Origin of the sequence: Acinetobacter sp. MF4640 (genome assembly GCF_002018895.1) — a bacterium.
Classification (GTDB): Bacteria; Pseudomonadota; Gammaproteobacteria; order Pseudomonadales; family Moraxellaceae; genus Acinetobacter; species Acinetobacter johnsonii.
The window spans coordinates 23,019-48,179 of the sequence record NZ_MVOM01000011.1; the positions used below are offsets into that span (position 1 = coordinate 23,019).

Below are 25,161 nucleotides of genomic sequence, written 5' to 3' on the forward strand. Positions count from 1 at the left end.
TTGTTGGGTAAAAATGAAATCCCTAAGGAGAACACATGAGTGACAGCAGCAATCAATTGATGCCCCTGTCATTATCGGCACCAGGTGTAAACTTGGGCGCTTATATTAGTACTGTCAACCAAATCCCGATTTTGACAGCGGAACAAGAAAAAGAGCTAGCTGAACGCTACTATTATGACCAAGACCTCGATGCCGCTAAACTTCTAGTCATGTCGCATCTACGTTTTGTGGTTCATATTGCCCGCAGTTATGCAGGCTACGGCTTACCTCAAGGTGACCTCATTCAAGAAGGTAACTTGGGCTTAATGAAAGCCGTTAAACGCTTCGACCCAAACATGGGCGTACGCTTGGTCTCTTTTGCGGTGCATTGGATTAAAGCAGAAATTCACGAATATGTGATTCGTAACTGGCGTATTGTCAAAATTGCGACAACTAAAGCACAACGTAAACTGTTCTTTAATTTACGTAGTCTAAAAAAATCGTCTAAAAAGCTCACTCTAAAAGAAGCTCAATCGATTGCAAATGACCTCAATGTAACACCTGAACAAGTGTTGGAAATGGAAGGTCGTTTAACTGCTTATGATGCAGCGTTTGAAGCTCAGGGTGATGATGACGATGAAGGTTCAACCCATGTTGCACCTGCGCTCTATCTTGAAGATAACCGCTACGACCCAGCGCGTTTGGCTGAAGAAGAAGATTACGAAGAACAGAGCACCAATGCTTTGCATGATGCGATGGAACAACTTGATGACCGTTCGCGTAATATTTTACAGCGCCGTTGGTTAGATGATGAAAAATCAACACTGCACGAACTGGCTGCTGAATATAATGTTTCAGCAGAACGCATTCGTCAGCTTGAAAAAAATGCCATGGAAAAAATTAAAGTGGCGATGTCATCGAACTAAGATGATACCAATACAGAAAAGGGCGAAATGCCCTTTTCTTTTTACTAATAAATGAGGCTTTTTGTCTTTTAACCTTTCTTCAAAATATGCTACTTTGTTGCGCACAGTGATATAAGTAAAGCATTGCATATGTGGATTGCGATTTCAGCGCTGAATTTAGCGTTTGCCGTTATATTAGGTGCCTTTGGCGCACATGGTCTCAAAGCACGTGCTACTGAAGCCCAATTGGCTTGGTGGCAAACTGCAACTGATTACTTTATTTACCATGCACTTGGTTTACTGGCGCTTGGCATTTTGGCCAAAGTTATTCCCCAACTTCCCATCAAAACCAGCTTTTTACTGATTCAAGTTGGCATCTTCTTTTTCTGTGGTTCCCTGTATGTCATGGCATTGGGCTTACCGCGTGGCCTAGGTGCGATTACCCCGATTGGTGGGGCATTGATGATTGCAGGTTGGTTGGTTTTGGCATGGAATGCCATGAAATATGCCAAGTAAATAACTAGAGATGAGCACGATGCAGATTTATTTAAACGGTGAACTACAGCATACCGAATGTAAAACCCTGCTTGAGTTGGTGCAAACCTTTGCACTTGAAGGCAAACGTTTTGCTGTTGAGCAAAATGAAAATATTATTAGTAAAAGTAAATTGGAACACACCCCAATTTGTGCAATGGATCGAATTGAAATTATTCATGCCGTCGGTGGCGGTTAATACGGAGTTCACATGCAAGACAGCCCTCTCATCATTGGTTCTAGATCATTTCAATCTCGTCTACTGGTGGGCACAGGTAAATATAAAGACCTGCAAGAAACCGATTTGGCCATTCAAACCAGTGGCGCAGAAATCGTGACGGTTGCGATTCGTCGGGTCAATATTGGTCAGCATCCTGATCAACCAAACTTATTGTCCGTGGTCCCACCTGAAAAATATACCATTCTCCCAAATACAGCAGGCTGCTTTGATGCCAATAGTGCCGTGCGTACCTGTATGTTGGCGCGTGAATTATTAGACGGTCATAACTTGGTCAAGCTTGAAGTATTGGGCGATGAAAAAACGCTATATCCAAACATTACCGAAACATTAAAAGCGGCACGTACCTTGATTGACGATGGTTTTGAAATCATGGTCTATACCTCGGATGACCCAATTGTGGCACAAGAACTTGAAAGCATGGGCTGCGTTGCCATCATGCCTTTAGGTAGTTTGATTGGCTCTGGTTTAGGAATTTTAAATCCACACACGATTTCTATTATTAAAGAAAATGCCAAAGTCCCTGTATTAGTAGATGCTGGTGTGGGAACGGCAAGCGATGCAGCCATTGCCATGGAACTCGGCTGTGATGGCGTGTTGATGAATACCGCGATTGCTGCCGCTCAGCAACCAATTTTAATGGCTTCTGCTATGAAAAAAGCAGTTGAAGCGGGTCGAGAAGCATTTCTCGCAGGCCGTATGCCTCGCAAACGTATGGCCAACGCAAGCTCACCAGAAACAGGTTATTTCTTTAAATAATCTCTTAATCTGTTTTAAGCGATAAAAAGGATTCTTCGGAGTCCTTTTTTATTTATTTCAACACTAGGACAACACTTTATGATGACCTAGGTTGTAGGGACATTTCGCCACACGCTTTGATACACTCAACCATCTTTATTTATTAACATCGATAACCATATAAAAATGAGAGGAAACGATGCCCATTCAAAAATGGATCAGACCAACACTCATACTCAACACCCTATTTTTCATAACACTCACAAGCAATGCTTGGGCCAAAGTAGAGGAAAAACCGACTCTCAAAACAAGCTACCAATCTTTTGTGCCAAAAAACTGGAAGATTTTAGAAAAAGTCCAAGGCGATTTAAACCAAGATGGTCAAGCGGATATTACCCTGATTATTGAAGACACCAATCCTGAACATTTTGTTAAAAATGATCGCTTAGGGAGTGATGTCCTCAATATCAATGAACGAAAGCTTTTGGTTTTATTGAAGCAAATGCATGGTTATCAACTTGTGGCGACTAATACTACTTTGCCGACAGAAGGCGATATAGAGTCCCCTTGCCTCGCTGATCCACTCGGTGAGACTGAAGCATTAAGTATTCAAAAAGGCGTGCTCAAAGTTCATCTGCACTACTGGTTAAGCTGTGGTTCGTGGTATGTGACCAATCACACGTATACCTTCCGATACCAAGACCGTGCATTTAAACTGATTGGTTATGATGTCAACGATTTCCACCGTGCATCAGGCGACATCACGGCGCGAAGTATCAACTTTATGACAGGTAAAGTAAAAAGTACGACAGGTGAAAATGAGTTTGCTGAAACAACACAACCTGTCAAAGTTCAATGGACAACACTCAAACAGCGCTACGCATTGAAACTCGAACAGGTTCAGTTTAATGAAGCACTGGAGTTTAAATAAACAGAGCGAAGAAAAGCGCTGTCAAACTCGTATACGTAGCTTATTGCGCTTCTAAAATACGAATTTGTACATGAGCAACTGCACCTTCAGTTGCTTGAGCATGTTGCTGCATATTGATACTGTGCATATGTGTTTCTAAATGCTGCATGCTTTCCCATTTTTCATACATCATGATTGAAAACGGTACTTTGGTTTGTAATGTACTCTCAACAGCAGGATGGTCGATATGCACATCATAGAGATGGCAACCGGGCTCTTGTAATACTTGCTCACGGATGTTGTTGAATGAATCAAGAACCGCTTTAAAATCTTGCTCTGAATGACAAATAATTTCAGCAATGACAGTTAACATACTCACATCTCCCAATTAAGCAAAAACTTGCGTCAAATGCTCACGGTACTGTGCCATATAGGCTTCAACTTCAGGTGCTTTAATCACATCATTGACAATAAAAGTCGGTAAGGTTTGCATCCCTAAAAATTGATTGGCTTTGTGAAAAGGTAAATAAACCCCGTCGACCCCAACCCCATGAAAAAATTGTTCAGCGTCGTTAAATGCATCCATCGGTGCATTCCATGTCAACGACAGCATATAGTTTTTATCGTGAATCAGACCGCCTGAACCATACTTTTTTGAAGCATCCGAACGTGAGCGACCATCATTGGCATACAGACTGCCATGCCCTTCGGTAAAGACATCATCAATATACTTTTTCACAGTCCACGGCGCACCCATCCACCAACCCGGCATTTGGTAAATCACGGTGTCTGCCCACAGAAATTTTTCCACTTCAACTTTTGCATCATATTCACTGTCAGCGCGTGTCACTTGAACCTGATGTCCTAAGCCTGACAAGACCTCTTGTGCAAGTTCAGTTAAGATATCGTTTAACTGACCATTCGAGTGTGCAAAGGTTTTTGCGCCGTTAATTAATAAAATATTTTTCATGGGAAGAGCCTAAAAGCCAAAATCTATGTAGGCACTATAGAGACTCTGTTCTGCGCTAAAAAGTAGTGAATTTGCAAAATATTGTTGACTAAATATCAACAATAAACTTTAAAGTATAAAAAAAAGCGCCTTTCGGCGCTTCTTCAATGCATCAAAATTAAGGAATTAGACCTTCATCTCGCATTGCAATTTGTACTGACTGACGTTCAGCCACTTTATTACGGATAAAGATAATATTTTTATACGGTGATAAGTCATGTTCGATGCCATTTGACCAATTGGTGAGGACAAATAAATATGCATCTGCGGGGCCAAAATTATCATCGACCAAATAGTCATGATCCGATTCACCAATTTGTTTGTCGATGTAACTGAGTAAACGATCAATCTCTGCATAGGCTTTTTCTTTGGCAGCAGCATCTAATGGCGCACCAAAGAAAACGGCATAAGCATCGTGCAATTCAGAGTTTAAATAACCTAACCATTCTAAAACTTTGGCACGCCCCAAACCCGATGGCGGAATAAGATCTTGTTTTGGATCATGTTGTGCTAAAAATGGCAAAATGGCTACATTTTCAGTCAGAATCAAACCTGGATTAATCTCTAAAGCGGGTACATATCCTTTTGGATTAATTTCGTAATAATCAGCACCTTTTTCTGTTTTATGTGTTTTTAAATCTACTCGGACTAAATCAAAGTCAACATTAATTTCATTGAGGATAATGTGCGCCGCAAGTGAACACGCACCCGGTGCATAATAAAGCTTCATATCTGATCCTTGTTATAACTCTATTCTCTGTTTTAAATGGCTTCTAACAAACTTTCAAGTGATCAAAACCTGTAAATTGCAAAAAAGCGTAAACGAAAAATTTTGGTCTACCTTTTGAATATTGTCTAATTTACATTTTTTTTCAAGTGTAACAACACTGCAATTTGCAACAGAGTTGTTTTACCATAGCCCCCTTGACTCTAAAATGAATTTGATCTGTGATTAGCCTAAAAAAAGATGAATGGTTTTCTAACATTCGTACCGATGTTCTGGCAGGATTAGTTGTCGGACTTGCACTCATACCCGAATCTATTGCTTTTTCAGCCATTGCAGGTGTCGACCCTCAAGTTGGACTGTATGCCTCCTTTTGTATCGCAGTGAGCATTGCTTTTTTTGGCGGCCGTCCAGCCATGATTTCAGCAGCAACAGGCGCGATGGCACTACTCATGATCACGCTGGTCAAAGAGCATGGCCTACAGTATTTACTGGCAGCAACCATTCTCACTGGTGTGATTCAGATCATAGCGGGTTATTTTAAAGTCGCTAAACTGATGCGCTTTGTTTCACAGTCCGTGGTCTATGGCTTTTTAAATGCATTGGCGATATTGATTTTTGTGGCACAACTGCCCGAATTAAACCGAATGGACAGTATGGGTTATGTCTTTGTAGCCCTTGGCCTCGCTGTCATTTACCTATTCCCTTATATTCCTAAAATAGGTAAAGCGATCCCCTCGCCTCTGATTTGTATTATTGTTCTCACCACTTTGGCGCTGTTTTTAGGTGCGGATATGCGTATGGTCAGTGACTTAGGTCATTTTCCCGATACTTTACCTATTTTTTTACTGCCTGATATTCCACTGAACTTTGAAACGCTCCAGATTGTTTTTCCTTACTCCATCACACTGGCAACCGTGGGCCTGCTTGAGAGCATGATGACCACCACGGTAGTCAATGAAGTTACAGGCACCGAAGGCGACCGTCACCAAGAATGTCGTGGACAAGGCATGGCCAATATTGTGAGTGGTTTTATGGGCGGTATGGCAGGCTGTGCCATGATTGGACAGTCTGTGATTAATGTCCAATCAGGTGCACGTACTCGACTTTCAACCTTAGTGGCAGGTGTGTTTTTACTGTGTTTGGTGGTGTTTTTTAAAGACTGGCTGTCCTATATTCCAATGGCAGCTTTGGTTGCCATTATGATCATGGTGGCATTTACAACCTTCCAATGGGACTCAGTTAAAAACATCGCTAAACACCCGCTACAAAGTAATATGGTTATGCTGAGTGTCGTGATGATTGTCTTAGCCACACATAATCTTGCCTTGGGTGTCTTTGTCGGAGTTTTACTGTCCGCATTATTTTTCATCAATAAACTGGAAAGTACGGTTCATGTTCAGTCTGAACTGCATAACCATACCCGTCGCTATCTGGTAAGCGGTCAAATTTTCTTTAGTAGTTCAGAGAAATTCTTTCAGTTTTTTGACTTTAATGAACATATTCAGAAGGTTGAAATTGAACTCAGTAATGCACATATTTGGGATATGACTTCAGTCCAAATGTTAAATGCTGTAGTTGAAAAGTTTGAAGCCCAAGGTGTTGTGGTCGAGGTGTTAGGCTTAAATGAAGCCAGCACTACCCTCATTGACCGTATCAGCTCATAAAAGGTTTCAAATCATAAACAAATTAAAAGGGCGATGACGCCCTTTTATTATTATCCATAAAGCAAGTTAAGACTGATTCTTGCGACGTCTTAAACTGCCATACAAGGCCAAACCAATTAACCCTAATGCAGACCACAACCCTGTACTTCCCGCACTGGTTTTATCCTCATCGTTAACCACTGCATCGTTTAAGTCTAAATCCACAATCACGGGGTCATGGTCAGAAGAGCGGTAAGCATCGTCCGCATAGAATGCAGCAATTTGCTCCTCAGTTTTATATTCTTCGTTATAGTCTAGTGCCGTCGGTTCATCTGCATTGATATGCCATGCAAATGCTTTTTTCACCAAAGGATAAAGTGCTGCATCAGCAATCGCATGGTCTAAATTGCCTGCACCACCATAACCTTGGGTATTACTGGCTACGCCGAAAACATAGCTATAAGCTGCTTTCCCCTGACCAATTTTTTCATCATTCAACAATACTTTATAGTTGGCTTGTTCAAGCGCCAGAATTGGATCTTCTTTGGCATAACTGTTCATATCCCCCAACAGTAAGACATTCGGTTTACTTACCTGTGTTGGATTTTTCGCGACCCATTGCATTAACGCTTGTACCGCTTTAACGCGGGTTGGATTCCAGCAACCTTGACCATCGCCCTGATCTGCCTCTATCGAAATTTTATCATCTGGACAGCTACCTTTAGACTTCAAATGGTTCGGAATAACCGTAAAAGTCTTCCCACCTGATAAGGCTTGAAAGGTCTGTGCCATCGTGACTCTGTTTTTCTGGCTCTGGTCATCAAAGACCGCTGCAACATTGATTGGTTTGACCCGCTTGGCATTATAAATAATGGCAACAGCAATCGCATCAGTTCCAAGTTTGTCAGCATTCGGAGGCGTTACATATTTCCAGTCACTCCCCAGAGCTTGGGCTAAATAAGCAACTGCACTACGCTCGCCATAACCATTGTTGGCAATTTCCATCAGACCATAGACATCCGCATCAATCGCTTTTAATGCACTGACAATTTTCTGATGCTGCTTTTTAAACTCAGCTTCGGAACTTGCACCACGTTCCGTAGGAAAACCTTGTGCCAAACCATTGTCATAATTCAGTACATTAAATGCTGCAACACGAACTTGTTGTGTAGCCTTTGCTGGAACGCTTGCACGTGGGTTTGTCGCGTCTAAGACTTGTGGCGCTGTTGCACCAAGCACAGGTTGAATTCGCCATTGGTTATAGCGGTATTCTAAAATGCCTTGTACGTTTTGCAGTTGTGCACCTGTACGTAGGGTATTTTTAGCACTAAAAGCACTTGGCAACCACGGCGTTCTGTTCTGATTGTTATAGCCATCATCCAAAATAAGTTTAGAACGTAAATTCTGTTGTGCCAGCGCTTTGGCTTCCGTTGAATGGGCAGGATATAAATTGGTTGGGATATATAAACGCGCGGGGCTTAAAGCCAACTGACCATAACGTCCATAGTCATAGTTTTCACTGACCGTTAGGGTTTGAGGAATATTGACCAACATGCCTTGATAGCGTTTTGGTGCATGGCCTGAAGTTTCAGTCAAATTATCAAAAGGCAAATTGATCGCCATTGGTTTAACCAAGTCACTCGCCGAAGGATTACAGACATTAATATCGCTGCTTAAATCTTGAAGCTGTAATTGGTTTTGATAGGTTTTCAATTTGCCTTTGAAAATGACTTCCTGCCCGACTTGCCCACCTGTCACGCTACTTGAAGAGGGAACATAGACAAACACCGCATTACTGGTATTGGCTTGGGCTTGAACATCTGATGTTTGTACAAAGAAACCTGAGAAACCATTGCTATAACGATAATCAGCCGTAATTACGCCTTTCACCACATATTCCTCATCTTGCGCTGCACTTTGCAATGTCGCAATTGGGGTAGCTGTCGTACTACAGCTCACAGCGGTTAGGGAGGGTGCTGTATTTCCAGCAAGATAACTGGAAAATGCATTTCGGTCTGACCATTTTTCCCATGCCGATGCCAAATCAAACGGCGCGGTAACATCAATCCCCCTACTAGAAACATTATTGCTTAATAATGTGCGTTTAAAACTATTCGCTGTTGCAACACTACCCCATCCAGTGCTTGGTCTTTCGCCCACTGTACCAAAGCGGTCAATCGCAACGCCATTATGATAAAGCACCAAAGTGTCGTCACCATTGAAAGCTAAGTTCGCCTGCTGTTGCACCGCATCGCCTAGAGCTTCTTTTAAAGCAGAATGCCCGACCAAATAATGCCCCTTTGCCGCCAATTGACCTGTCAAACTCACTGTCAAATTTGCACTGGTCTCGCCATTTGCGTATTGCTTGATCTGATATTCTGCCAAGTTGACTGTCGTCGGATCTGGATTATAAATTTCCAATCCTTTCTTATTTTTGCTTCCATCTACATACTGACTAAACAATAGCTGCGCATACGCAGGAAAGGAACAACCCGCCAAAATCAGGCTCAGGCTTAATATCTGTGGCTTAAAATTCTTCATCATTTTTTATCAATTGGTTAAATCAGATGGCAGGTTAATTTTTATTCGTTACATCATGATTAATAAATAATGACAATTTCTAGGCTGCGCAAACATGGTGGTGCTGAATTTAATAAATTCTGAGTAAAAAATTTGACTTGTCCTGCTCAGGACTTACAATACCGCTTTCGAATTTCTACATCTGCCAAAATTATGACGAATGATCAATTAGACCAGCAAGTCGTCGAGCTAGACAACTTAAATGAACACCGCGAAATTGTGACATTTATGCGTCGTTCATCTCCGCTGAACACCTCGCAACGCACTGCGCTTGAACAATATGGTCACATGATTTTGGAATACCCTGTAGGTGACCTACGCCAACAGTTTGAACATCCAGAGCGCCCGCTCACGGTTGAAATTGGCTTTGGTATGGGACGTTCATTGGTCTTGATGGCGCAGGCCAACCCTGAACGTAACTATGTCGGGATTGAAGTGCATGTTCCAGGGATCGCGCAATGTGTGTATGAAGCTGGAATTGCAGGCTTAACCAATCTTCGTCTTTTAGATGCAGATGCCATTCAAGTCTTACGTGAAATGCCAGACAACAGCATCAATGCTGTGCAACTGTACTTCCCAGACCCATGGCAGAAAAAACGTCACTTCAAACGTCGCTTCGTATCCCATGACCGTATGCCACTGGTTGAGCAAAAGTTAGAAATGGGTGGCACATTCCACGCAGCGACAGACTGGGAACCATATGCAGAATGGATGATTGATGTACTCGATAACCGTCCAAATCTTGAAAATATGGCAGGAAAAGGCAACAGCTACCCACGTCCAGACTGGCGTCCACAAACTAAATTTGAACGTCGTGGACTCGAAGAAGGTCATAAGATCAACGACTTCTTATTTAAGAAAATTAAATAAATTTTAGATCTCATAAAAATAGGGCCTAGAGCCCTATTTTTATGGCCGATGTTTTAAAACACATGCCGAATTTCAACCGTTGGATCATGTTCATCCAAACGTTTTGCCAAAATATGTAAACGTCGTGTCGGCACTGCGGGAAACAAATGATGCTCCACATGATAAAACATGTTGTAGGTCACGATCCGTTTAAACTCATTACGCACAGTACGCGCCATATAGACATGATCTTCCGTATCATGATGCACCGTCCACACTGCAAAAAATGCCGTCATACATTGCCCAATCAACATGGCACTGACATGGTATTTTAAAATACTGATATCCAAGACCATAAAAACCAAAAACAATACAATGACGTTGGCAACCAGCTCAGCAGACATCCATTTTTTCTGGGTTTTAGTCCCAACCTCAAAGGCTTTTTTATGCAACATCCATGGAAAAACAGGGCCAAAAAGTAAAGCTTGCCACCACTTCATGGTTGCACTTTTCGCCTCAATATCCTCATCCTGCATACAGTGCTGATGGTGGCGGAGGTGATTAATTTGTACCGCATGCATCGAACCGAGCATAACGATGCTCAAAACAAACATAACCCAATGGGTCGCAGGTCGGCCAATGCCTAAGGCAAAATGAAAAGCGTTATGCACCTGTCTGAGCCCTGTTAAGAAAAACATAAACGAGCAAAACAGCGCCAATACATACCACTGTAAACTTGCAAAAATGAATGAGACAATCAACCACGGCAAAGAGATAAATAACTCACTGATCACATCGGTACGGCCTAACTGAACAAGATCTTTCCACTGCACTTGTTCTAATAATGAATGTGAACGCATACGCCCTCTATTTGTTTATATTTATTTTAAGTAACACTGTACCGAATCTTAGGGCATAAAAAAAGCCACGTTTTCAGTGGCTTTGCTTGTTCTTTGTTTATTATTTTAAATGCTAACTGTGACGTTGACTGATCTGCTGACTCATTAAGGCATACACTTCAGCAAGATCCGCTCGTTGAGCTTGCGCGAGCATCTGTTGATGCATCTGTAGAATATTCTGATCCTGACGCATCGCAGGGCCAGTTTGCATCTGCTTCGGGTCATTCTGTGTCGCTTTCTGTGCGGTTTCTAAGATCAAGGGGTATAACAGACTAAAATCGACCTGCTCTGCATCCACCACTTGTTTTGCCATGTCATAACAATAATTACTAAAATTACAGGCAAAAACAGCCGCTAAATGCAAACTTAGACGCTGTGCAGAGCTATAACTATACACCCGTTGGCTCAGGCTTTCTGCCAGTGTATGTAGTCTTTGAAGATCCATATTTTCAGTAGCTTCTACAAACAACGGTGTATTTGACCAATCAATTTCACGTTCTAAGCTAAAGGTCTGTAAGGGATAAAAAACTCCTGCACGTGCATGTTGCGTAGACAAAACTGAAAGCGCTGTACTCCCCGAAGTATGTACAATCAACACATTCGGCAGATATTCAGTCAAGGCCGAAATCACACTCGGAATAGACTGATCACTTACTGCAATCATCACCAAATCCACATCAGTATTTAACTGCTTAAAATGACTGACCGCCTTTGCATGTACGACTTGTGCTAAATCCGCAGCTTTGTCGAAGCTTCGGTTATGAATATTGACGATTTCATGCTGAGACATCAGGGCTTTAGCCAAATGATGAGCCACCCGCCCCGCTCCAATTAAACTGATCCGCATCTTCATTTCACTATTTTAAAGTGCCTACAGCATGCCAATAAAAAAAGGATGAAGCAATTCATCCTTTTTTATTAAATTGACACTGACCAACTAAAACTTACGCAGGGTCAAAATCTGTTCACTACGACCAAATGGCCCTTGCTCATCGTGCAAAACCGCACTAGTTAAACCGATACCATCATCACCATATTGCTGAGTCGCTTCCAAACCTAACCATTTCCCTTGGGGTAAACGGTATAAATGCAGTTGTAGGTCTAAATTGGGAAAGCCCCATCCAGATGCTGGATTTTGACGTGGCACAATACCGTTGGCTGTATCCACCATCCCCAATAAGCGCACAAAACTTGATGTTTCCTGAGCTTCCACCATGTCCAAATCATTATGTAACCAGACAATGCCTTTACCCGCACGGTGCCCTTCTGCCGCACGTGTCTCAATACTCTGGATATAACCACCCGGCCAACATTTCATCCCATCCCATACTGGCAAAGTTTCAGGATCTACAATCGGTTGATCTTCCAGCCCTGCAATTGCACTGGTATCTTGCTTCATCATTTTCCAAGCACGGGCCACAATACAAGTCTTCCCGTTTGCTTTCATTTCCGCCTCGATCAGTTCAATGGTTTTTCCAGCACGAATGACACGGGTATGCACGGTAAACTCACCAAAAGCGATCAGTCCAAAAATATCTAAACTCACGCGTCCAATGCGCATCTCATCGCGTGGTTGAAACTGCTCTAACTCTGCACACAAAACCCCTGTTGCAGGTGCCATATGCTGTTCATGCGGGTTCCATGCGCCTTGTGCATGAATATTGGAAAGATAAGACGCCGTACAGCTCCCATCACTGTGCTGTTCACGATTTAAAAGTTGATAATAGGCTGCCATGTGTATTCCTTCATTCTTATCCTTAAAATGTATCTTTTCACTGCTATTGGCTCTTACTTTTTTACAAAAAAACCATAATAATTCAACAGTTGACTATAAGTTCGTACTTCATGAAATCCAACTTTAGTCAGAAGCTCTCGCATCTGGTTGGCCGAAACCAAATAAAAATCTTGTTGCAGGCGCTCAATCATTTTTTCACTCTGTACCACCGTCAAACCATTGCTCTGACATAAGGTTTGTAAAACCTTGAGTTCAGTGTCATCACTGGAACGCATCAGGTCATAGCTCAGTAAAATAGCTTGTGTTTTAAGACAGCGTAAAATATCGGCAAAGAAGAATGGCTTTGCTTCAAGTGGAATAAAATGCGCCACCAATATGGCTAAAGCGGCATCAAACTGTGCACTTTCCTGTAAGGTCGTCGTATCACCATGCACAAAGCGAACCCGCGTTAAATCACTATGGGTCTCGCTCAATAACTGCTGCGCTTTTTCAATCATGGTCAAAGATGGGTCAACAGCGGTAAAACTCCACGCCGGATGCTGCGCCAACAAATATGAAAGCTCATAACCTGTTCCACATCCCACAATCAATACATGCGCATGTTCTGGTAAATGTGTTTTTAAAATGGCTTGAATTTGCAGATGAACCAACTCATATCCTGGAATGAGCTTACGAATATGTTGATCATAACCATCCACTAAAGTTTGACTCTGAAAGTCTTTCGCCATTTTATTGTTCACTCATCTACTTTTATTCGTCGCCCTAAATCTACACTTTCATGACCACATGTTCTAGCACTTAAGCCACAGCCATAGCATCGACCGTTAACTCAGCAAGTTGCGGTTTGGTTTTTTCTGCATGTAGCCCCAATTTTTGAAAGAGTTGTTGGTCTTTGCCTTGTGCTGTATTTGGCGTAGTCAGCAATTTTTCACCCGAAAACAGTGAGTTTGCACCTGCCATAAAAGCCAAAGCTTGGTCGGCATCGGACAACGATTCACGTCCTGCGGACAGACGAATATAACTTTTCGGCATAATAATGCGCGCTACCGCAATAGTTCGAATCCACTCTGTCACATCTAACTTTTCAACTTCTGCCAAAGGCGTACCTTCCATAGGAACCAGCATGTTGATCGGCACAGACTCAGGATGTATCGGTAAAGTTGCCAATTCAAACAATAAACCAATTCGATCTTTGGTCTCTTCACCTAGGCCAACAATCCCGCCACTACATACTTTTAAGCCTGCCTCTCGAACATGACTTAAGGTATCCAAACGGTCATCAAAACTACGGGTACTAATCACATTAGGATAGTACTCACGCGACGTGTCTAAGTTATGGTTGTAATAATCGAGTCCTGCACCTTTTAAACGTTCGGCTTGAAAGGCATTCAGCATGCCTAACGTCATACAGGTTTCTAAACCCAAAGCTTTAACTTCACGCACCATATCCAAGACATAAGGCATATCGCGCTCATGTGGATTTCGCCATGCCGCGCCCATACAAAACCGTGTAGAACCCGAGGCTTTCGCCTGCTGTGCTTCGCTAATGACCTTTTCAACCGCAATTCTTTTTTCAGCTTCAAGCTTTGAGTCATAGCGCGCAGACTGTGAACAGTATTTGCAGTCTTCAGGGCATTTTCCTGTTTTGATCGACAGCAAAGTACTGACTTGAATGGCATTCGCTTCAAAGTACTGACGATGAATTTGCTGTGCTTGAAAGACCAAATCTAAAAAAGGCTGTTGGTAGAGTGCTTGTATTTCAGCGCGAGTCCAATCATTTCTCAGGTGCATATGCTATTCCTTTTGCTTTTCACTTCGGACTTTCCTTTGGCTTTAACCCAGCAAAGGAAAGTCCGTCTTCAACCTTATGCGATTTCTTTCAAGTCCAGTTCATTACGCATAAATTCCTGCAATTTAAACTTCTGTGCTTTGCCCGAAGCCGTCATTGGGAACTCATTAAAAAACCGGACATAACGTGGAACTTTATTGTGTGAAATGTGTTCCGCACAGTACTGACGGATCGACTCTTCAGTAATTTCATGATGCTCATGTAAAATAATACAAGCACACAACTCTTCACCATAACGTGCATCTGGCAGACCAATGACTTGGACATCACTGACATCAGGATGGGTATATAAAAAGTCCTCGATTTCTTTCGGGAATAAGTTTTCTCCGCCACGAATGACCACATCCTTAATTCGGCCTTTAATTTTCACAAAGCCTGCTTCGTCCATTTCTGCGATGTCACCTGTATGCATCCAACGTGCTGAATCAATCACTTCTTGTGACTTCTCATGGTCTTCCCAATACCCCAACATTACCGAATAGCCACGAACACACAGTTCACCCAACTGACCGCGCGGCACAACTTTGCCTTGTTCATCAACAATTTTAATTTCAAGATGTGGATGGACACGCCCCACGGTTCCGACCCGTTGTTCAACTGAATCTGAAGTTGAACTTTGTGCACTAACCGGTGCCGTTTCAGTCATACCATAGCAAATGGTAATTTCAGACATATGCATCCGATCAATAACACGTTGCATAATTTCACGTGGACACGGACTACCCGCCATAATGCCTGTACGTAAACTAGAAAGATCAAAATCATCAAACTGTTCATGCTCTAAAATGGCAATGAACATGGTCGGTACACCGTATGCGGCCGTACATTTTTCTTGCTGAATGGCTTTTAACGTTTCTAAAGGATTGAACACCGCCGATGGATAGACCATGGTTGAACCATGCGTAATGCAGGCCAAATTGCCCATCACCATACCGAAACAGTGAAAGAGCGGTACAGAAATACAGACTCGATCGGCAGGACTTAAGTGAATGGCTTCACCAACAAAATAACCATTATTTAAAATATTATTATGTGTCAGCATTGTGCCTTTCGGGTTACCCGTGGTGCCCGAAGTAAACTGGATATTGATGGTTTCATCAAACTGCGATTCGCTTGCAACGAGCTCTAATTGATTGAGCTGTCTCTTGCTGGGGGGAGTGAGCAAATCGCTAAAACGATGCAAACCCGTATGCTCTTCTTCATCAATTTTAATAATATATTTCAAATGTGGCAGTCGTTCTGCCTTTAACACTTTATTTTCAGCACCTTTAATTTCAGGTGCAATTTTCATTAGAATATCTTGATAATTCGTACTTTTAAATTGCGATGCAATGACCAAGCCCTTACAAGAGACTTTATTCAACACATATTCGAGCTCATTACTTTTATAGGCAGGGTTCAAGTTGACTAAAATGATACCTGCTTTAAACGCAGCAAACTGGGTAATCGTCCATTCCACACAGTTCGGTGACCAAATCGCAAGTCGATCGCCTTTCTTCAAGCCCAGTTTTAGTAAACTACAGGCAAACGCATTGACCTGAGCTTGTAATTCCTTATACGTGAGTCTGACATTTTGATGCAGGCTGACAACAGCATCTTGTTCCGCATACTGCTGACAAGCCTGATCAAATTTCTCACCAATTGTCATGCCTAATAGGGGCTGACTGCTCGTTCCATAGGCATAACTTAACCGTTCTTGTGTCATCGAATCGATCTCCTTGATTCATTGTAATCTTGTTATTCAACTTTAATTGTTCTATGACTACTTCCCTTCAAACACCAAGCCTTTGTGTTCACACCTGCTACTATTTTTCCTCCTGAACCTGAACTGCATTGACACAAAATTCGGCAATTTGTTTCACAAAGTAGTCTTTATAGTTTTGATCAAACATCACATTTCGAGACGGATTTAAAGGCTCAATTACCACAAAAGTCATGGCACCGACCACACAAAGTGCTGCGGTATTTAAATCTTCAAATCCAAACTCACCGTTAATTTTCCCTGCGGCCAGTATTTCTTTGATGCTCTGTTTAATCAGCTGTTTACTGCGAAAACGTTCATGTTCTAACTCAGCATCGACTGGCTCAAACATGAGTGAATACGCAAGTTGGGGGCTATTCATGGCACGTTTCACAAACGTGGTTACCGCCTTGTCCAATTTCTGTTTTGACGAGAGCTCACTTTCAGCAATGTGATTTAAAATTTTCACCTCATGCTGAATGGCCTCAGACAAAACCTCAATTAACACTTGGCTTTTGTTATCGAAGTATCGATACACCAAACCACTCGAAACACCCGCGCGTTCAGCAATTGCTTGAATTTGCGCGTCTTTAATCCCCCCTTGAGCAATAAGTTCACGAGCGGATTGCAAAATCGCTTCCCGATTTTGTTCCATTCGTTCTTGCATCAACGATGATCTTTTATAACTCATAATTCTATTCTCAACCAGATAAAATGAATTGTAAATCAATTTGTGAATTTTAGTTCACTTTTTTAAAAATTCGATGTATTGTAAAAATCAAGCACAACAAAAATGCTTTATCAGGAACAATAAATACACTCATAGGACGAATGAAGAAATGACCCTACAAAGCTTAAATTTCGGTTTAGATGAAACACTCATTGCACTGCGTGATTCCGTTGCGGCTTTTTGTGCCAAGGAAATTACTCCTATTGCGCAACAAGTCGATCAGAACAACGAATTTCCAGCTCAGTTGTGGAAAAAGTTTGGCGATATGGGCTTACTCGGTCTGACCGTCAGTGAAGAATATGGCGGTACAGGCCTAGGTTATTTAGCGCATATCATTGCCATGCAAGAAATCTCACGTGCTTCAGCTTCGATTGGTCTTTCTTATGGTGCACATTCTAACCTATGTGTGAATCAAATTAACCGAAATGGCAGCGAGGAACAAAAGCAGCGCTATTTACCGAAGCTAATTTCAGGTGAATACGTCGGTGCACTTGCCATGTCTGAACCAAACGCAGGCTCAGATGTAGTCAGCATGAAGCTCAAAGCTGAAGATTGTGGCGATCACTTTCTGTTAAATGGCTCAAAAATGTGGATCACCAATGGTGGTGATGCTGATGTGCTTGTGGTGTATGCCAAAACGGATCTGCATGCAGGCGCTAAAGGCATGACGGCTTTCCTTATAGAAAAAGGCATGGAAGGTTTTAGCCACGGCACACATTTAGACAAGTTGGGCATGCGTGGTTCGAACACCTACCCCCTGTTCTTTGACAATGTGAAAGTGCCAAAAGAAAACGTGATGGGCGGTGTAGGAAACGGCACGAAAGTGCTCATGAGTGGTTTGGACTATGAGCGTGCGGTTTTAAGCGCAGGTCCTTTAGGCATTATGGATGCCTGCATGGACACCGTGATTCCCTATATCCATGACCGTAAACAATTCGGCCAAGCGCTCGGTGAGTTCCAGTTGATGCAAGGTAAAATTGCCGATATGTATTCGACTTGGTTGGCATGTAAAGCGTTGGTTTATGCCGTGGGTGCTGAGTGCGACAAGGCTGACCATAGCCGTAGCCTACGTAAAGATGCAGCCAGTGCAATTTTATATGCTGCGGAAAAAGCCACGTGGATGGCGGGTGAAACCATTCAGACCTTAGGTGGAAATGGCTATATCAATGAATTCTCTGCAGGCCGTCTATGGCGTGATGCAAAACTCTATGAAATTGGCGCGGGAACTTCTGAAATTCGCCGTATGTTGATTGGCCGTGAACTGTTTAATGAAACAGCTTAACCCTCCACAACAATAAAAATGACAAGGATGTTCGTGATGAATCAATTACATAGCAAGATCAATATTCGAAGTGAAGACTTCAAAACCAACCAAACCGCGATGAAAAGCTTGGTCGATGACTTAAAGCAAAAAGCAGAACAAATTGCTTTAGGCGGCGGTGAAGCGGCGCGACAAAAACATTTGGCACGCGGAAAACTATTAGCACGTGATCGTATTGATCAGTTAATTGATGCAGGCACGGCATTCCTTGAAATTGGTCAGTTGGCAGCACAAAACGTCTATGCAGACGATGTGCCTGCGGCTGGTGTCGTTGCTGGTGTAGGTCAGGTCAATGGTGTGACCTGCATGATCGTCGCCAACGATGCGACAGTAAAAGGCGGCACGTACTACCCACTCACTGTGAAAAAACACTTACGTGCTCAAGAAATTGCGGAGCAAAACCATCTGCCATGTATTTATTTGGTTGACTCAGGCGGTGCATATTTGCCGATGCAGGATGAAGTTTTCCCTGACCGCGATCACTTTGGCCGTATTTTTTATAACCAAGCACGCATGTCGAGCATGGGAATTGCCCAAATTGCGGTGGTAATGGGCAGTTGTACAGCTGGGGGTGCATACGTACCTGCCATGTCTGATGAAACCATTATTGTGCGTAATCAAGGGAAGATTTTCTTAGGTGGCCCACCGCTGGTGAAAGCTGCAACAGGTGAAGTGGTCAGCAGTGAAGACTTAGGTGGTGGTGATGTGCATACTCGCCTGTCCGGTGTGGCCGATCATTTGGCTGAAAACGACGAACATGCTATTGCTATTACTCGTAACATCGTAGCCAACCTGAATAAAACACCACATACACGTGCAACAGAGATTGAAGAACCATTATTTGATGCATCAGAACTGTATGGTGTTGTTCCAAGTGATGCACGCAAACCATTCGATATTCGTGAAGTGATTGCGCGCATTGTCGATGGTTCACGTTTTGATGAATTCAAAGCTCGCTTTGGCACCACCTTAGTCACTGGTTTTGCCAAAATCTATGGTATGCCCGTTGGTATTATTGCCAACAACGGTATTTTATTTTCAGAGTCTGCACAAAAAGGGGCTCACTTTATTGAGTTATGTACGCAGCGCAATATTCCCCTCCTGTTCCTCCAGAACATCACTGGCTTTATGGTCGGTCGCCAATACGAAAATGAAGGCATTGCCAAAAATGGCGCCAAACTGGTCATGGCTGTCGCAACCGCAAATGTCCCGAAACTTACCCTTGTGATTGGTGGTTCATTTGGTGCAGGCAACTACGGTATGTGTGGTCGTGCCTATTCTCCACGCTTCATGTGGACATGGCCGAACTCGCGTATTTCGGTAATGGGTGGTGAACAAGCGGCAAGTGTATTGTCGACCTTAAAGCGTGATCAAATCGAAAAACGTGGCGAGTCTTGGTCTGCGGCAGAAGAAGATGATTTTAAACAACCTTTCCGCGATCAGTTTGAACGTCAAGGCCATCCATATTATGCATCGGCGCGTTTGTGGGATGACGGTGTGATTGATCCTGCACAAAGCCGTCAGGTGCTCGGTTTAAGTTTAGCTGCAGCCTTAAATGCACCCATTCAACCGACCAAATTCGGCGTGTTCCGCATGTAGGAGATGAGCGATGAGCTTTCAATATTTACAACTCGAACAACGCGACCAAGTGGCAACGGTATGGATTAATCGTGCAGAAATGCATAATGCCTTCAATACTCAAGTGATTGAAGAACTGCACCGCTGCTTTAGCGAACTCAATACACGTGATGATGTCCGTGTCGTGATTTTAGCAGGACGTGGCAAAAGCTTCTCGGCGGGTGCTGACCTGAACTGGATGAAAGAAGCAGGACAAGCCTCACAGGCTGAAAATGAAGCCGATGCATTAAAACTAGCGAAAATGCTACAAAGTTTAGCGACTTTAAAACAACCGACCATCGCCCGCGTGCAAGGCATTGCTTTTGGTGGTGGCATGGGACTAGCTTCTGCCTGTGATATTTGTGTCGCAAGCAGCGATGCTAAGTTTGCGACATCTGAAGTGCGCTTAGGTTTAGCCCCTTCAACCATTAGTCCTTATGTGATTCGTGCGATTGGCGCACGTCAAGCTTCACGCTACTTTTTAACCGCAGAACGTATTTCTGCGGAACAAGCCCTGCACATTGGTCTAGCGCATGTGGTGGCCGATGCTGAACAGTTAGATGAAAAAGTCACAGAAATAGTCGATGTCTTACTTTTGGGTGGGCCAGAAGCACAAACGGCTTCAAAACAACTTATCCAAATGGTCGATCAGCAAGTGTTAACCGAAGCATTATTGTTGCAAACCGCACAACATATTGCCCATGTACGCCAAGGATCAGAGGCGAAAAATGGCTTAAATGCTTTTTTAAATAAACACAGTCCAGTCTGGATCAAGACGACGGCATAACAACAAGAAAGGATATCGATATGTTTAATAAAATCTTAATTGCAAACCGTGGTGAAATTGCTTGTCGTGTGATCCGAACTGCAAAAAAAATGGGCATTGCCACCGTTGCAGTCTATTCAGATGCTGACGCTCAAGCACAGCACGTGCAACAAGCCGAAGAAGCCATTTATATCGGCGAATCCCCTGCTGCACAAAGCTATCTACAAATTGAACGTATTATCCAAGCTGCCTTAGACACGGGTGCAGAAGCAATTCATCCAGGTTATGGCTTTTTATCTGAAAATGACCAATTTGCCAATGCCTGCCAAAAAAACAACATTGTCTTTATTGGACCACCTGTAGATGCCATTTTAGCCATGGGCCTAAAAGCCACCTCTAAATCTTTAATGGAAAAAGCAGGCGTACCGCTGACACCGGGCTACCATGGCACTAACCAAGATCCTGACTTTTTAAAACAACAAGCCGATGCCATTGGCTACCCTGTGCTGATTAAAGCCAGTGCTGGCGGTGGTGGTAAAGGCATGCGCTTGGTTGATCGCGGCGAAGACTTTTTAAGCCATTTGGCTTCATGTAAAAGTGAGGCACGTTCAAGCTTTGGCAATGACGATGTACTGGTTGAACGCTATGTGGTACAACCGCGCCATATTGAAGTGCAGGTTTTTGGTGATACGCATGGTAACTATGTGCACCTATTTGAACGCGATTGTTCGGTACAACGTCGCCATCAAAAAGTATTAGAAGAAGCACCTGCGCCCCAAATGGCAGAGCCAAAACTCGAAGCCATGCGCCAAGCCGCTATTGATGCAGCACGTGCAGTGGATTATGTCGGTGCAGGTACAGTTGAATTTATTGTGGAACAAGACGGCACGGCGTATTTCATGGAAATGAATACCCGCCTGCAAGTTGAGCACCCTGTAACAGAGATGATTACAGGGCAAGATTTGGTGGAATGGCAACTTCGTGTAGCTTTTGGTGAACCACTGCCTAAACAACAACACGAACTCAGTATTCATGGTCATGCATTAGAAGCACGTGTCTATGCTGAAGAACCTGAAAAAGGTTTCTTACCTGCGATTGGCAAAATCCACTACCTGCACTACCCTCAGCAAAATGAGCATGTCCGCGTAGACAGTGGCATTGTTGAAGGGGATGAAATCACAACCTTTTACGACCCAATGATTGCCAAGTTAATTGTCTGGGCAAAGAATCGTGAAGCAGCACTCACTCAAATGCACCATGCACTCAGTCAGTTTCATGTCGATGGCTTGGGCAATAACATTGCATTCTTAGACCGTTTGGTCCGTTCAGAATCGTTTAAAACCGCCAACCTAGACACCAACTTAATTCAACGTGAAGAAGCGTTTTTACTGCAACACAATGAAACAGCCTCTTCAGAGCTCATCATCACGGCGGCATTGATTGAACTCTTGTCCCGCTTTGCTGGCAATAAAGCAGCTGCAAATCCTGTATGGCAAGCTGAGTCTCTATGGCGTTTAAATCTTAATGCCAGCTATGCCATTAAACTGGCACTGAACGATGAAGAACATAAAGTCTATTTCAGCCCAACAGCAAAAGGCTTTACAGCGAAGTACAATGGAAATAGCGTTTTCATTCAAGGTGAATTGTTAGAGGCACATTTAGCTAAAATTGAATGTGCAACAAGTAAAAAGAGCTATGCTTATAGTTCAAGTCCGCAGGGCCTCACCCTGTATGCAGACGGTCAAAGCTATAAATTTGCACATATTCAGCCTAACTTTAATACTGAAGATGATGCTTCTGATGCCAATAACTTAAAAGCACCAATGCCGGGTGTGATTACGCAAGTCTTGGTACAAAACAACAGCGCAGTGAAAAAAGATGATGTCCTCCTCACGCTTGAAGCAATGAAAATTGAATATTCAATTCGTGCTCCACATGATGGCATTGTCTCTGCAGCTTACTTCCAAGTCGGTGATCAGGTCAAAGCAGGCGATGAATTGGTTGAGTTTTCAAGCTTGGAAGGTGCCGCATGAATGAATTTGTCAGAATTGTCGAAGTCGGACCGCGAGATGGTTTGCAAAATGAAAAGACACCGCTCACCTTGGATGACCGTCGTAAACTGATTTTAGATTTAATGCAGACAGGACTCCGTGCCATTGAAGTGGGCTCTTGTGTCTCTGCAAAGTGGGTCCCACAAATGGCACAAAGTGACGAACTCTTTGCCAGCTTACCTAAAGATCCGAATATCAGTTTTAGTTTACTGACTCCGAACTTAAAAGGGTTTGAGTCTGCTTTGGCCGTCGGCTGTCAGGAGGTTGCCGTTTTTACAGCAGCCTCTGAAAGCTTTACCCAAAAGAACATCAATTGCTCCATTGACGAAAGCTTTGAAAAATTTGCAGACATCATGACTGCCGCTAAAGCCCATAACATCAAAGTGCGTGGTTATGTGTCTTGTATTGTCGACTGCCCCTATGAAGGTGCAATTGCACCGAGCAAAGTTGCACACGTCAGTCAACGTTTGCTGGACATGGGCTGCTATGAAGTGTCCTTAGGTGAAACGATTGGTACGGCAACACCAGACCGCGTGAAAAAAGTCTGGCAGGCATGTTTAGCTGAAATGGATGCCACGAGTCTGGCAGGACATTTTCATAATACCTATGGCATGGCCATTGCCAATATTTACCAGTCTTTAGAACAAGGCATTCGTGTATTTGATTCGTCCATTGCAGGTCTAGGTGGCTGCCCTTATGCCAAAGGTGCATCGGGCAATGTCTCCACAGAAGACCTTTACTACCTACTCTCCAACATGGGCTATGACACAGGGATTGATCTTGATGCACTGATGATTGCCAGCCAAAACATCAGCCAAGTACTGCAACGCACCAATCCATCTAACTATGCCAATGCCTACTGGCAAAAGCGCTGTGCCTAAGCCATTCAATTGATAACGAGAACACTATGGTCAATAAAGTTTATTCAAGTGCAAAGGATGCACTGCAAGATGTGGTTCAAGATGGTCAAACCCTAGCCGTTGGTGGCTTTGGTTTATGCGGTCTTCCAGAGAGTCTGATTGCGGCCTTAAAACAAACGGGCGTGAAAAACCTCACCTGTATTTCGAACAATGCAGGCGTCGATGGTTTCGGCTTAGGACTCTTATTAGAAAGCAAACAAATCAAAAAAATGATTGCTTCCTATGTAGGCGAAAACAAAGAATTTGAACGTCAGTTCTTAAGTGGTGAGCTTAAAGTAGAGCTCACCCCTCAAGGTACACTGGCAGAAAAACTCCGTGCTGGTGGTGCGGGCATTCCGGCTTTCTTTACCGCAACAGGCGTAGGTACGCTCATTGCCGAAGGCAAAGAAGAGCGTGTGTTTAATGGCAAATCATATATTTTAGAAAATTCACTCACCGCTGACATTGCACTCGTTAAGGCATACAAGGCCGATACTGCAGGTAACTTAATTTTCCGTAAAACCGCACAAAACTTTAACCCTGTATGTGCGATGGCTGGAAAAGTCTGCATTGTCGAAGTTGAGGAAATTGTTGAAATTGGCGCTTTAGACCCAGACCAGATTCACCTGCCGGGTATTTATGTCAATCGGATTGTGCTAAATGCAACCCCTGAAAAACGTATCGAACAACTCACATTAAAAGAGGAGGCTTAACCCATGGCTTGGTCTCGTAATGAAATGGCACAACGTGCAGCGCTTGAGCTGGAAGATGGTTTTTATGTCAATTTAGGCATTGGCTTACCCACACTGGTGGCCAACTATATTCCTGAAAACGTCAACGTCTGGTTGCAGTCTGAAAATGGATTGTTAGGTATTGGCGAGTTTCCAACAGCCGAAACAGTCGATGCCGATTTAATCAATGCTGGAAAACAAACTGTTACTGCACGTCAGGGCGCCGCATTTTTCTCTAGTGCAGATTCTTTTGCCATGATCCGTGGAGGTCATGTCAATATCGCCATTTTAGGGGCCATGGAGGTCTCACAAAATGGTGACTTGGCGAACTGGATGATTCCGGGTAAAAAAGTCAAAGGCATGGGTGGTGCGATGGATTTGGTTGCTGGAGTACAAAAAGTGGTGGTGCTCATGGAACACTCTGCAAAAAATGGTACGCCGAAAATTGTCGAGCAATGCAGCCTGCCCCTGACAGGCAAAAATGTCGTACATCGCGTGATTACTGACCTCGGTGTCATGGACATTACGCATGAAGGTGTCAAATTAGTTGAACTGGCGAAAGATGTCAGTTTTGAAGACATTCAAAAAGTGACAGGTGTTGCTCTGATCCGCTAATTCAACACCATTTATACCAATAGAAAAATAATCCAATGCCTTTAAAGCAACGATCCTGTTTTAAAGGCATTTCTATCAGCACGGATAGGCTGAAT

25 protein-coding genes are annotated in these 25,161 nt (G+C 43.2%); 14 read left to right on the forward strand and 11 right to left on the reverse strand.

What is annotated here, in order from left to right; translation table 11 throughout:
• Positions 1 to 35 precede the first annotated feature (35 nt).
• From rpoH to MF4640_RS05435, 5 genes are all read left to right on the forward strand, one after another.
• Positions 36 to 905 (forward strand): RNA polymerase sigma factor RpoH, encoded by an 870-nt coding sequence (gene rpoH, locus MF4640_RS05415; RefSeq protein ID WP_004982243.1) that lies wholly within the window; start codon positions 36 to 38, stop codon positions 903 to 905.
• 129 nt (positions 906 to 1,034) lie between these two features.
• Positions 1,035 to 1,400, forward strand: coding sequence for a DUF423 domain-containing protein (locus MF4640_RS05420; protein WP_078388930.1), 366 nt, complete (start codon positions 1,035 to 1,037; stop codon positions 1,398 to 1,400).
• Between the two features lie 19 nt (positions 1,401 to 1,419).
• Positions 1,420 to 1,617, forward strand: a complete 198-nt coding sequence (gene thiS / locus MF4640_RS05425; RefSeq protein ID WP_078388931.1) for a sulfur carrier protein ThiS — start codon at positions 1,420 to 1,422, stop codon at positions 1,615 to 1,617.
• Positions 1,618 to 1,629: 12 nt separating this feature from the next.
• Positions 1,630 to 2,415: a thiazole synthase gene (locus MF4640_RS05430; RefSeq protein WP_078388932.1), complete on the forward strand. Its 786-nt coding sequence runs from the start codon at positions 1,630 to 1,632 to the stop codon at positions 2,413 to 2,415.
• A gap of 178 nt (positions 2,416 to 2,593) precedes the next feature.
• Positions 2,594 to 3,325 (forward strand): hypothetical protein, encoded by a 732-nt coding sequence (locus MF4640_RS05435; RefSeq protein WP_078388933.1) that lies wholly within the window; start codon positions 2,594 to 2,596, stop codon positions 3,323 to 3,325.
• Between the two features lie 40 nt (positions 3,326 to 3,365).
• Here the strand turns inward: MF4640_RS05435 and MF4640_RS05440 are convergent, their stop codons facing one another.
• From MF4640_RS05440 to MF4640_RS05450, 3 genes are all read right to left on the reverse strand, one after another.
• Positions 3,366 to 3,677, reverse strand: a complete 312-nt coding sequence (locus tag MF4640_RS05440; RefSeq protein ID WP_078388934.1) for a putative quinol monooxygenase — start codon at positions 3,675 to 3,677, stop codon at positions 3,366 to 3,368.
• Positions 3,678 to 3,692: 15 nt separating this feature from the next.
• Positions 3,693 to 4,274, reverse strand: coding sequence for an NAD(P)H-dependent oxidoreductase (locus MF4640_RS05445; RefSeq protein WP_078388935.1), 582 nt, complete (start codon positions 4,272 to 4,274; stop codon positions 3,693 to 3,695).
• Positions 4,275 to 4,431: 157 nt separating this feature from the next.
• Positions 4,432 to 5,043 (reverse strand): glutathione binding-like protein, encoded by a 612-nt coding sequence (locus MF4640_RS05450; RefSeq protein ID WP_078388936.1) that lies wholly within the window; start codon positions 5,041 to 5,043, stop codon positions 4,432 to 4,434.
• A gap of 218 nt (positions 5,044 to 5,261) precedes the next feature.
• On the opposite strand from MF4640_RS05450, the gene MF4640_RS05455 reads away from it, so the two are divergent.
• Positions 5,262 to 6,704, forward strand: a complete 1,443-nt coding sequence (locus MF4640_RS05455) for a SulP family inorganic anion transporter (protein WP_078388937.1) — start codon at positions 5,262 to 5,264, stop codon at positions 6,702 to 6,704.
• Positions 6,705 to 6,770: 66 nt separating this feature from the next.
• Here the strand turns inward: MF4640_RS05455 and MF4640_RS05460 are convergent, their stop codons facing one another.
• Positions 6,771 to 9,224 (reverse strand): ExeM/NucH family extracellular endonuclease, encoded by a 2,454-nt coding sequence (locus MF4640_RS05460; protein ID WP_171263856.1) that lies wholly within the window; start codon positions 9,222 to 9,224, stop codon positions 6,771 to 6,773.
• A gap of 192 nt (positions 9,225 to 9,416) precedes the next feature.
• On the opposite strand from MF4640_RS05460, the gene trmB reads away from it, so the two are divergent.
• Positions 9,417 to 10,133: a tRNA (guanosine(46)-N7)-methyltransferase TrmB gene (gene trmB, locus MF4640_RS05465; RefSeq protein ID WP_005400603.1), complete on the forward strand. Its 717-nt coding sequence runs from the start codon at positions 9,417 to 9,419 to the stop codon at positions 10,131 to 10,133.
• 53 nt (positions 10,134 to 10,186) lie between these two features.
• On the opposite strand, the gene MF4640_RS05470 is transcribed toward trmB, so the two are convergent.
• The 7 genes from MF4640_RS05470 to MF4640_RS05500 form a co-directional block, all read right to left on the reverse strand.
• The gene (locus tag MF4640_RS05470; protein WP_078388939.1) at positions 10,187 to 10,972 is read right to left on the reverse strand and encodes a fatty acid desaturase family protein; all 786 of its coding nucleotides are present in this window, start codon (positions 10,970 to 10,972) and stop codon (positions 10,187 to 10,189) included.
• Between the two features lie 112 nt (positions 10,973 to 11,084).
• On the reverse strand, positions 11,085 to 11,858 hold the full coding sequence (locus MF4640_RS05475; protein WP_078388940.1) for a Rossmann-like and DUF2520 domain-containing protein: 774 nt from the start codon (positions 11,856 to 11,858) through the stop codon (positions 11,085 to 11,087).
• Between the two features lie 90 nt (positions 11,859 to 11,948).
• Positions 11,949 to 12,746: a thioesterase family protein gene (locus MF4640_RS05480; protein ID WP_078388941.1), complete on the reverse strand. Its 798-nt coding sequence runs from the start codon at positions 12,744 to 12,746 to the stop codon at positions 11,949 to 11,951.
• Between the two features lie 53 nt (positions 12,747 to 12,799).
• The gene (locus MF4640_RS05485) at positions 12,800 to 13,474 is read right to left on the reverse strand and encodes a class I SAM-dependent methyltransferase (protein WP_078388942.1); all 675 of its coding nucleotides are present in this window, start codon (positions 13,472 to 13,474) and stop codon (positions 12,800 to 12,802) included.
• A 70-nt stretch (positions 13,475 to 13,544) separates the two neighbouring features.
• Positions 13,545 to 14,537, reverse strand: a complete 993-nt coding sequence (gene bioB, locus MF4640_RS05490; protein WP_078388943.1) for a biotin synthase BioB — start codon at positions 14,535 to 14,537, stop codon at positions 13,545 to 13,547.
• Positions 14,538 to 14,611: 74 nt separating this feature from the next.
• Complete coding sequence (locus MF4640_RS05495; RefSeq protein ID WP_005400597.1) at positions 14,612 to 16,300, reverse strand: AMP-binding protein; 1,689 nt, start codon at positions 16,298 to 16,300, stop codon at positions 14,612 to 14,614.
• Between the two features lie 100 nt (positions 16,301 to 16,400).
• Positions 16,401 to 17,027: a TetR/AcrR family transcriptional regulator gene (locus MF4640_RS05500; protein WP_004982268.1), complete on the reverse strand. Its 627-nt coding sequence runs from the start codon at positions 17,025 to 17,027 to the stop codon at positions 16,401 to 16,403.
• 148 nt (positions 17,028 to 17,175) lie between these two features.
• Here MF4640_RS05500 and MF4640_RS05505 point away from each other — a divergent pair, with 148 nt between their 5' ends.
• The 7 genes from MF4640_RS05505 to MF4640_RS05535 are packed head-to-tail and all read left to right on the forward strand — an operon-like array spanning position 17,176 to position 25,066.
• Positions 17,176 to 18,348 (forward strand): isovaleryl-CoA dehydrogenase, encoded by a 1,173-nt coding sequence (locus MF4640_RS05505; protein ID WP_078388944.1) that lies wholly within the window; start codon positions 17,176 to 17,178, stop codon positions 18,346 to 18,348.
• A 36-nt stretch (positions 18,349 to 18,384) separates the two neighbouring features.
• Entirely contained in the window at positions 18,385 to 19,986 is a 1,602-nt protein-coding gene (locus MF4640_RS05510; RefSeq protein WP_078388945.1) for a carboxyl transferase domain-containing protein, read from the forward strand.
• A gap of 10 nt (positions 19,987 to 19,996) precedes the next feature.
• Positions 19,997 to 20,791 (forward strand): enoyl-CoA hydratase/isomerase family protein, encoded by a 795-nt coding sequence (locus MF4640_RS05515; RefSeq protein WP_078388946.1) that lies wholly within the window; start codon positions 19,997 to 19,999, stop codon positions 20,789 to 20,791.
• Between the two features lie 20 nt (positions 20,792 to 20,811).
• Positions 20,812 to 22,803: an acetyl/propionyl/methylcrotonyl-CoA carboxylase subunit alpha gene (locus tag MF4640_RS05520; RefSeq protein WP_078388947.1), complete on the forward strand. Its 1,992-nt coding sequence runs from the start codon at positions 20,812 to 20,814 to the stop codon at positions 22,801 to 22,803.
• Positions 22,800 to 23,702 carry a hydroxymethylglutaryl-CoA lyase gene (locus MF4640_RS05525; RefSeq protein ID WP_078388948.1) on the forward strand — a complete coding sequence of 301 codons (903 nt, stop codon included), beginning with the start codon at positions 22,800 to 22,802 and terminating at the stop codon, positions 23,700 to 23,702. The genes MF4640_RS05520 and MF4640_RS05525 overlap by 4 nt, the downstream gene beginning before the upstream one ends.
• Before the next feature lie 26 nt (positions 23,703 to 23,728).
• Positions 23,729 to 24,433 (forward strand): CoA transferase subunit A, encoded by a 705-nt coding sequence (locus tag MF4640_RS05530; protein WP_078388949.1) that lies wholly within the window; start codon positions 23,729 to 23,731, stop codon positions 24,431 to 24,433.
• 3 nt (positions 24,434 to 24,436) lie between these two features.
• Positions 24,437 to 25,066, forward strand: coding sequence for a CoA transferase subunit B (locus tag MF4640_RS05535; protein ID WP_078388950.1), 630 nt, complete (start codon positions 24,437 to 24,439; stop codon positions 25,064 to 25,066).
• Positions 25,067 to 25,161 lie beyond the last annotated feature (95 nt).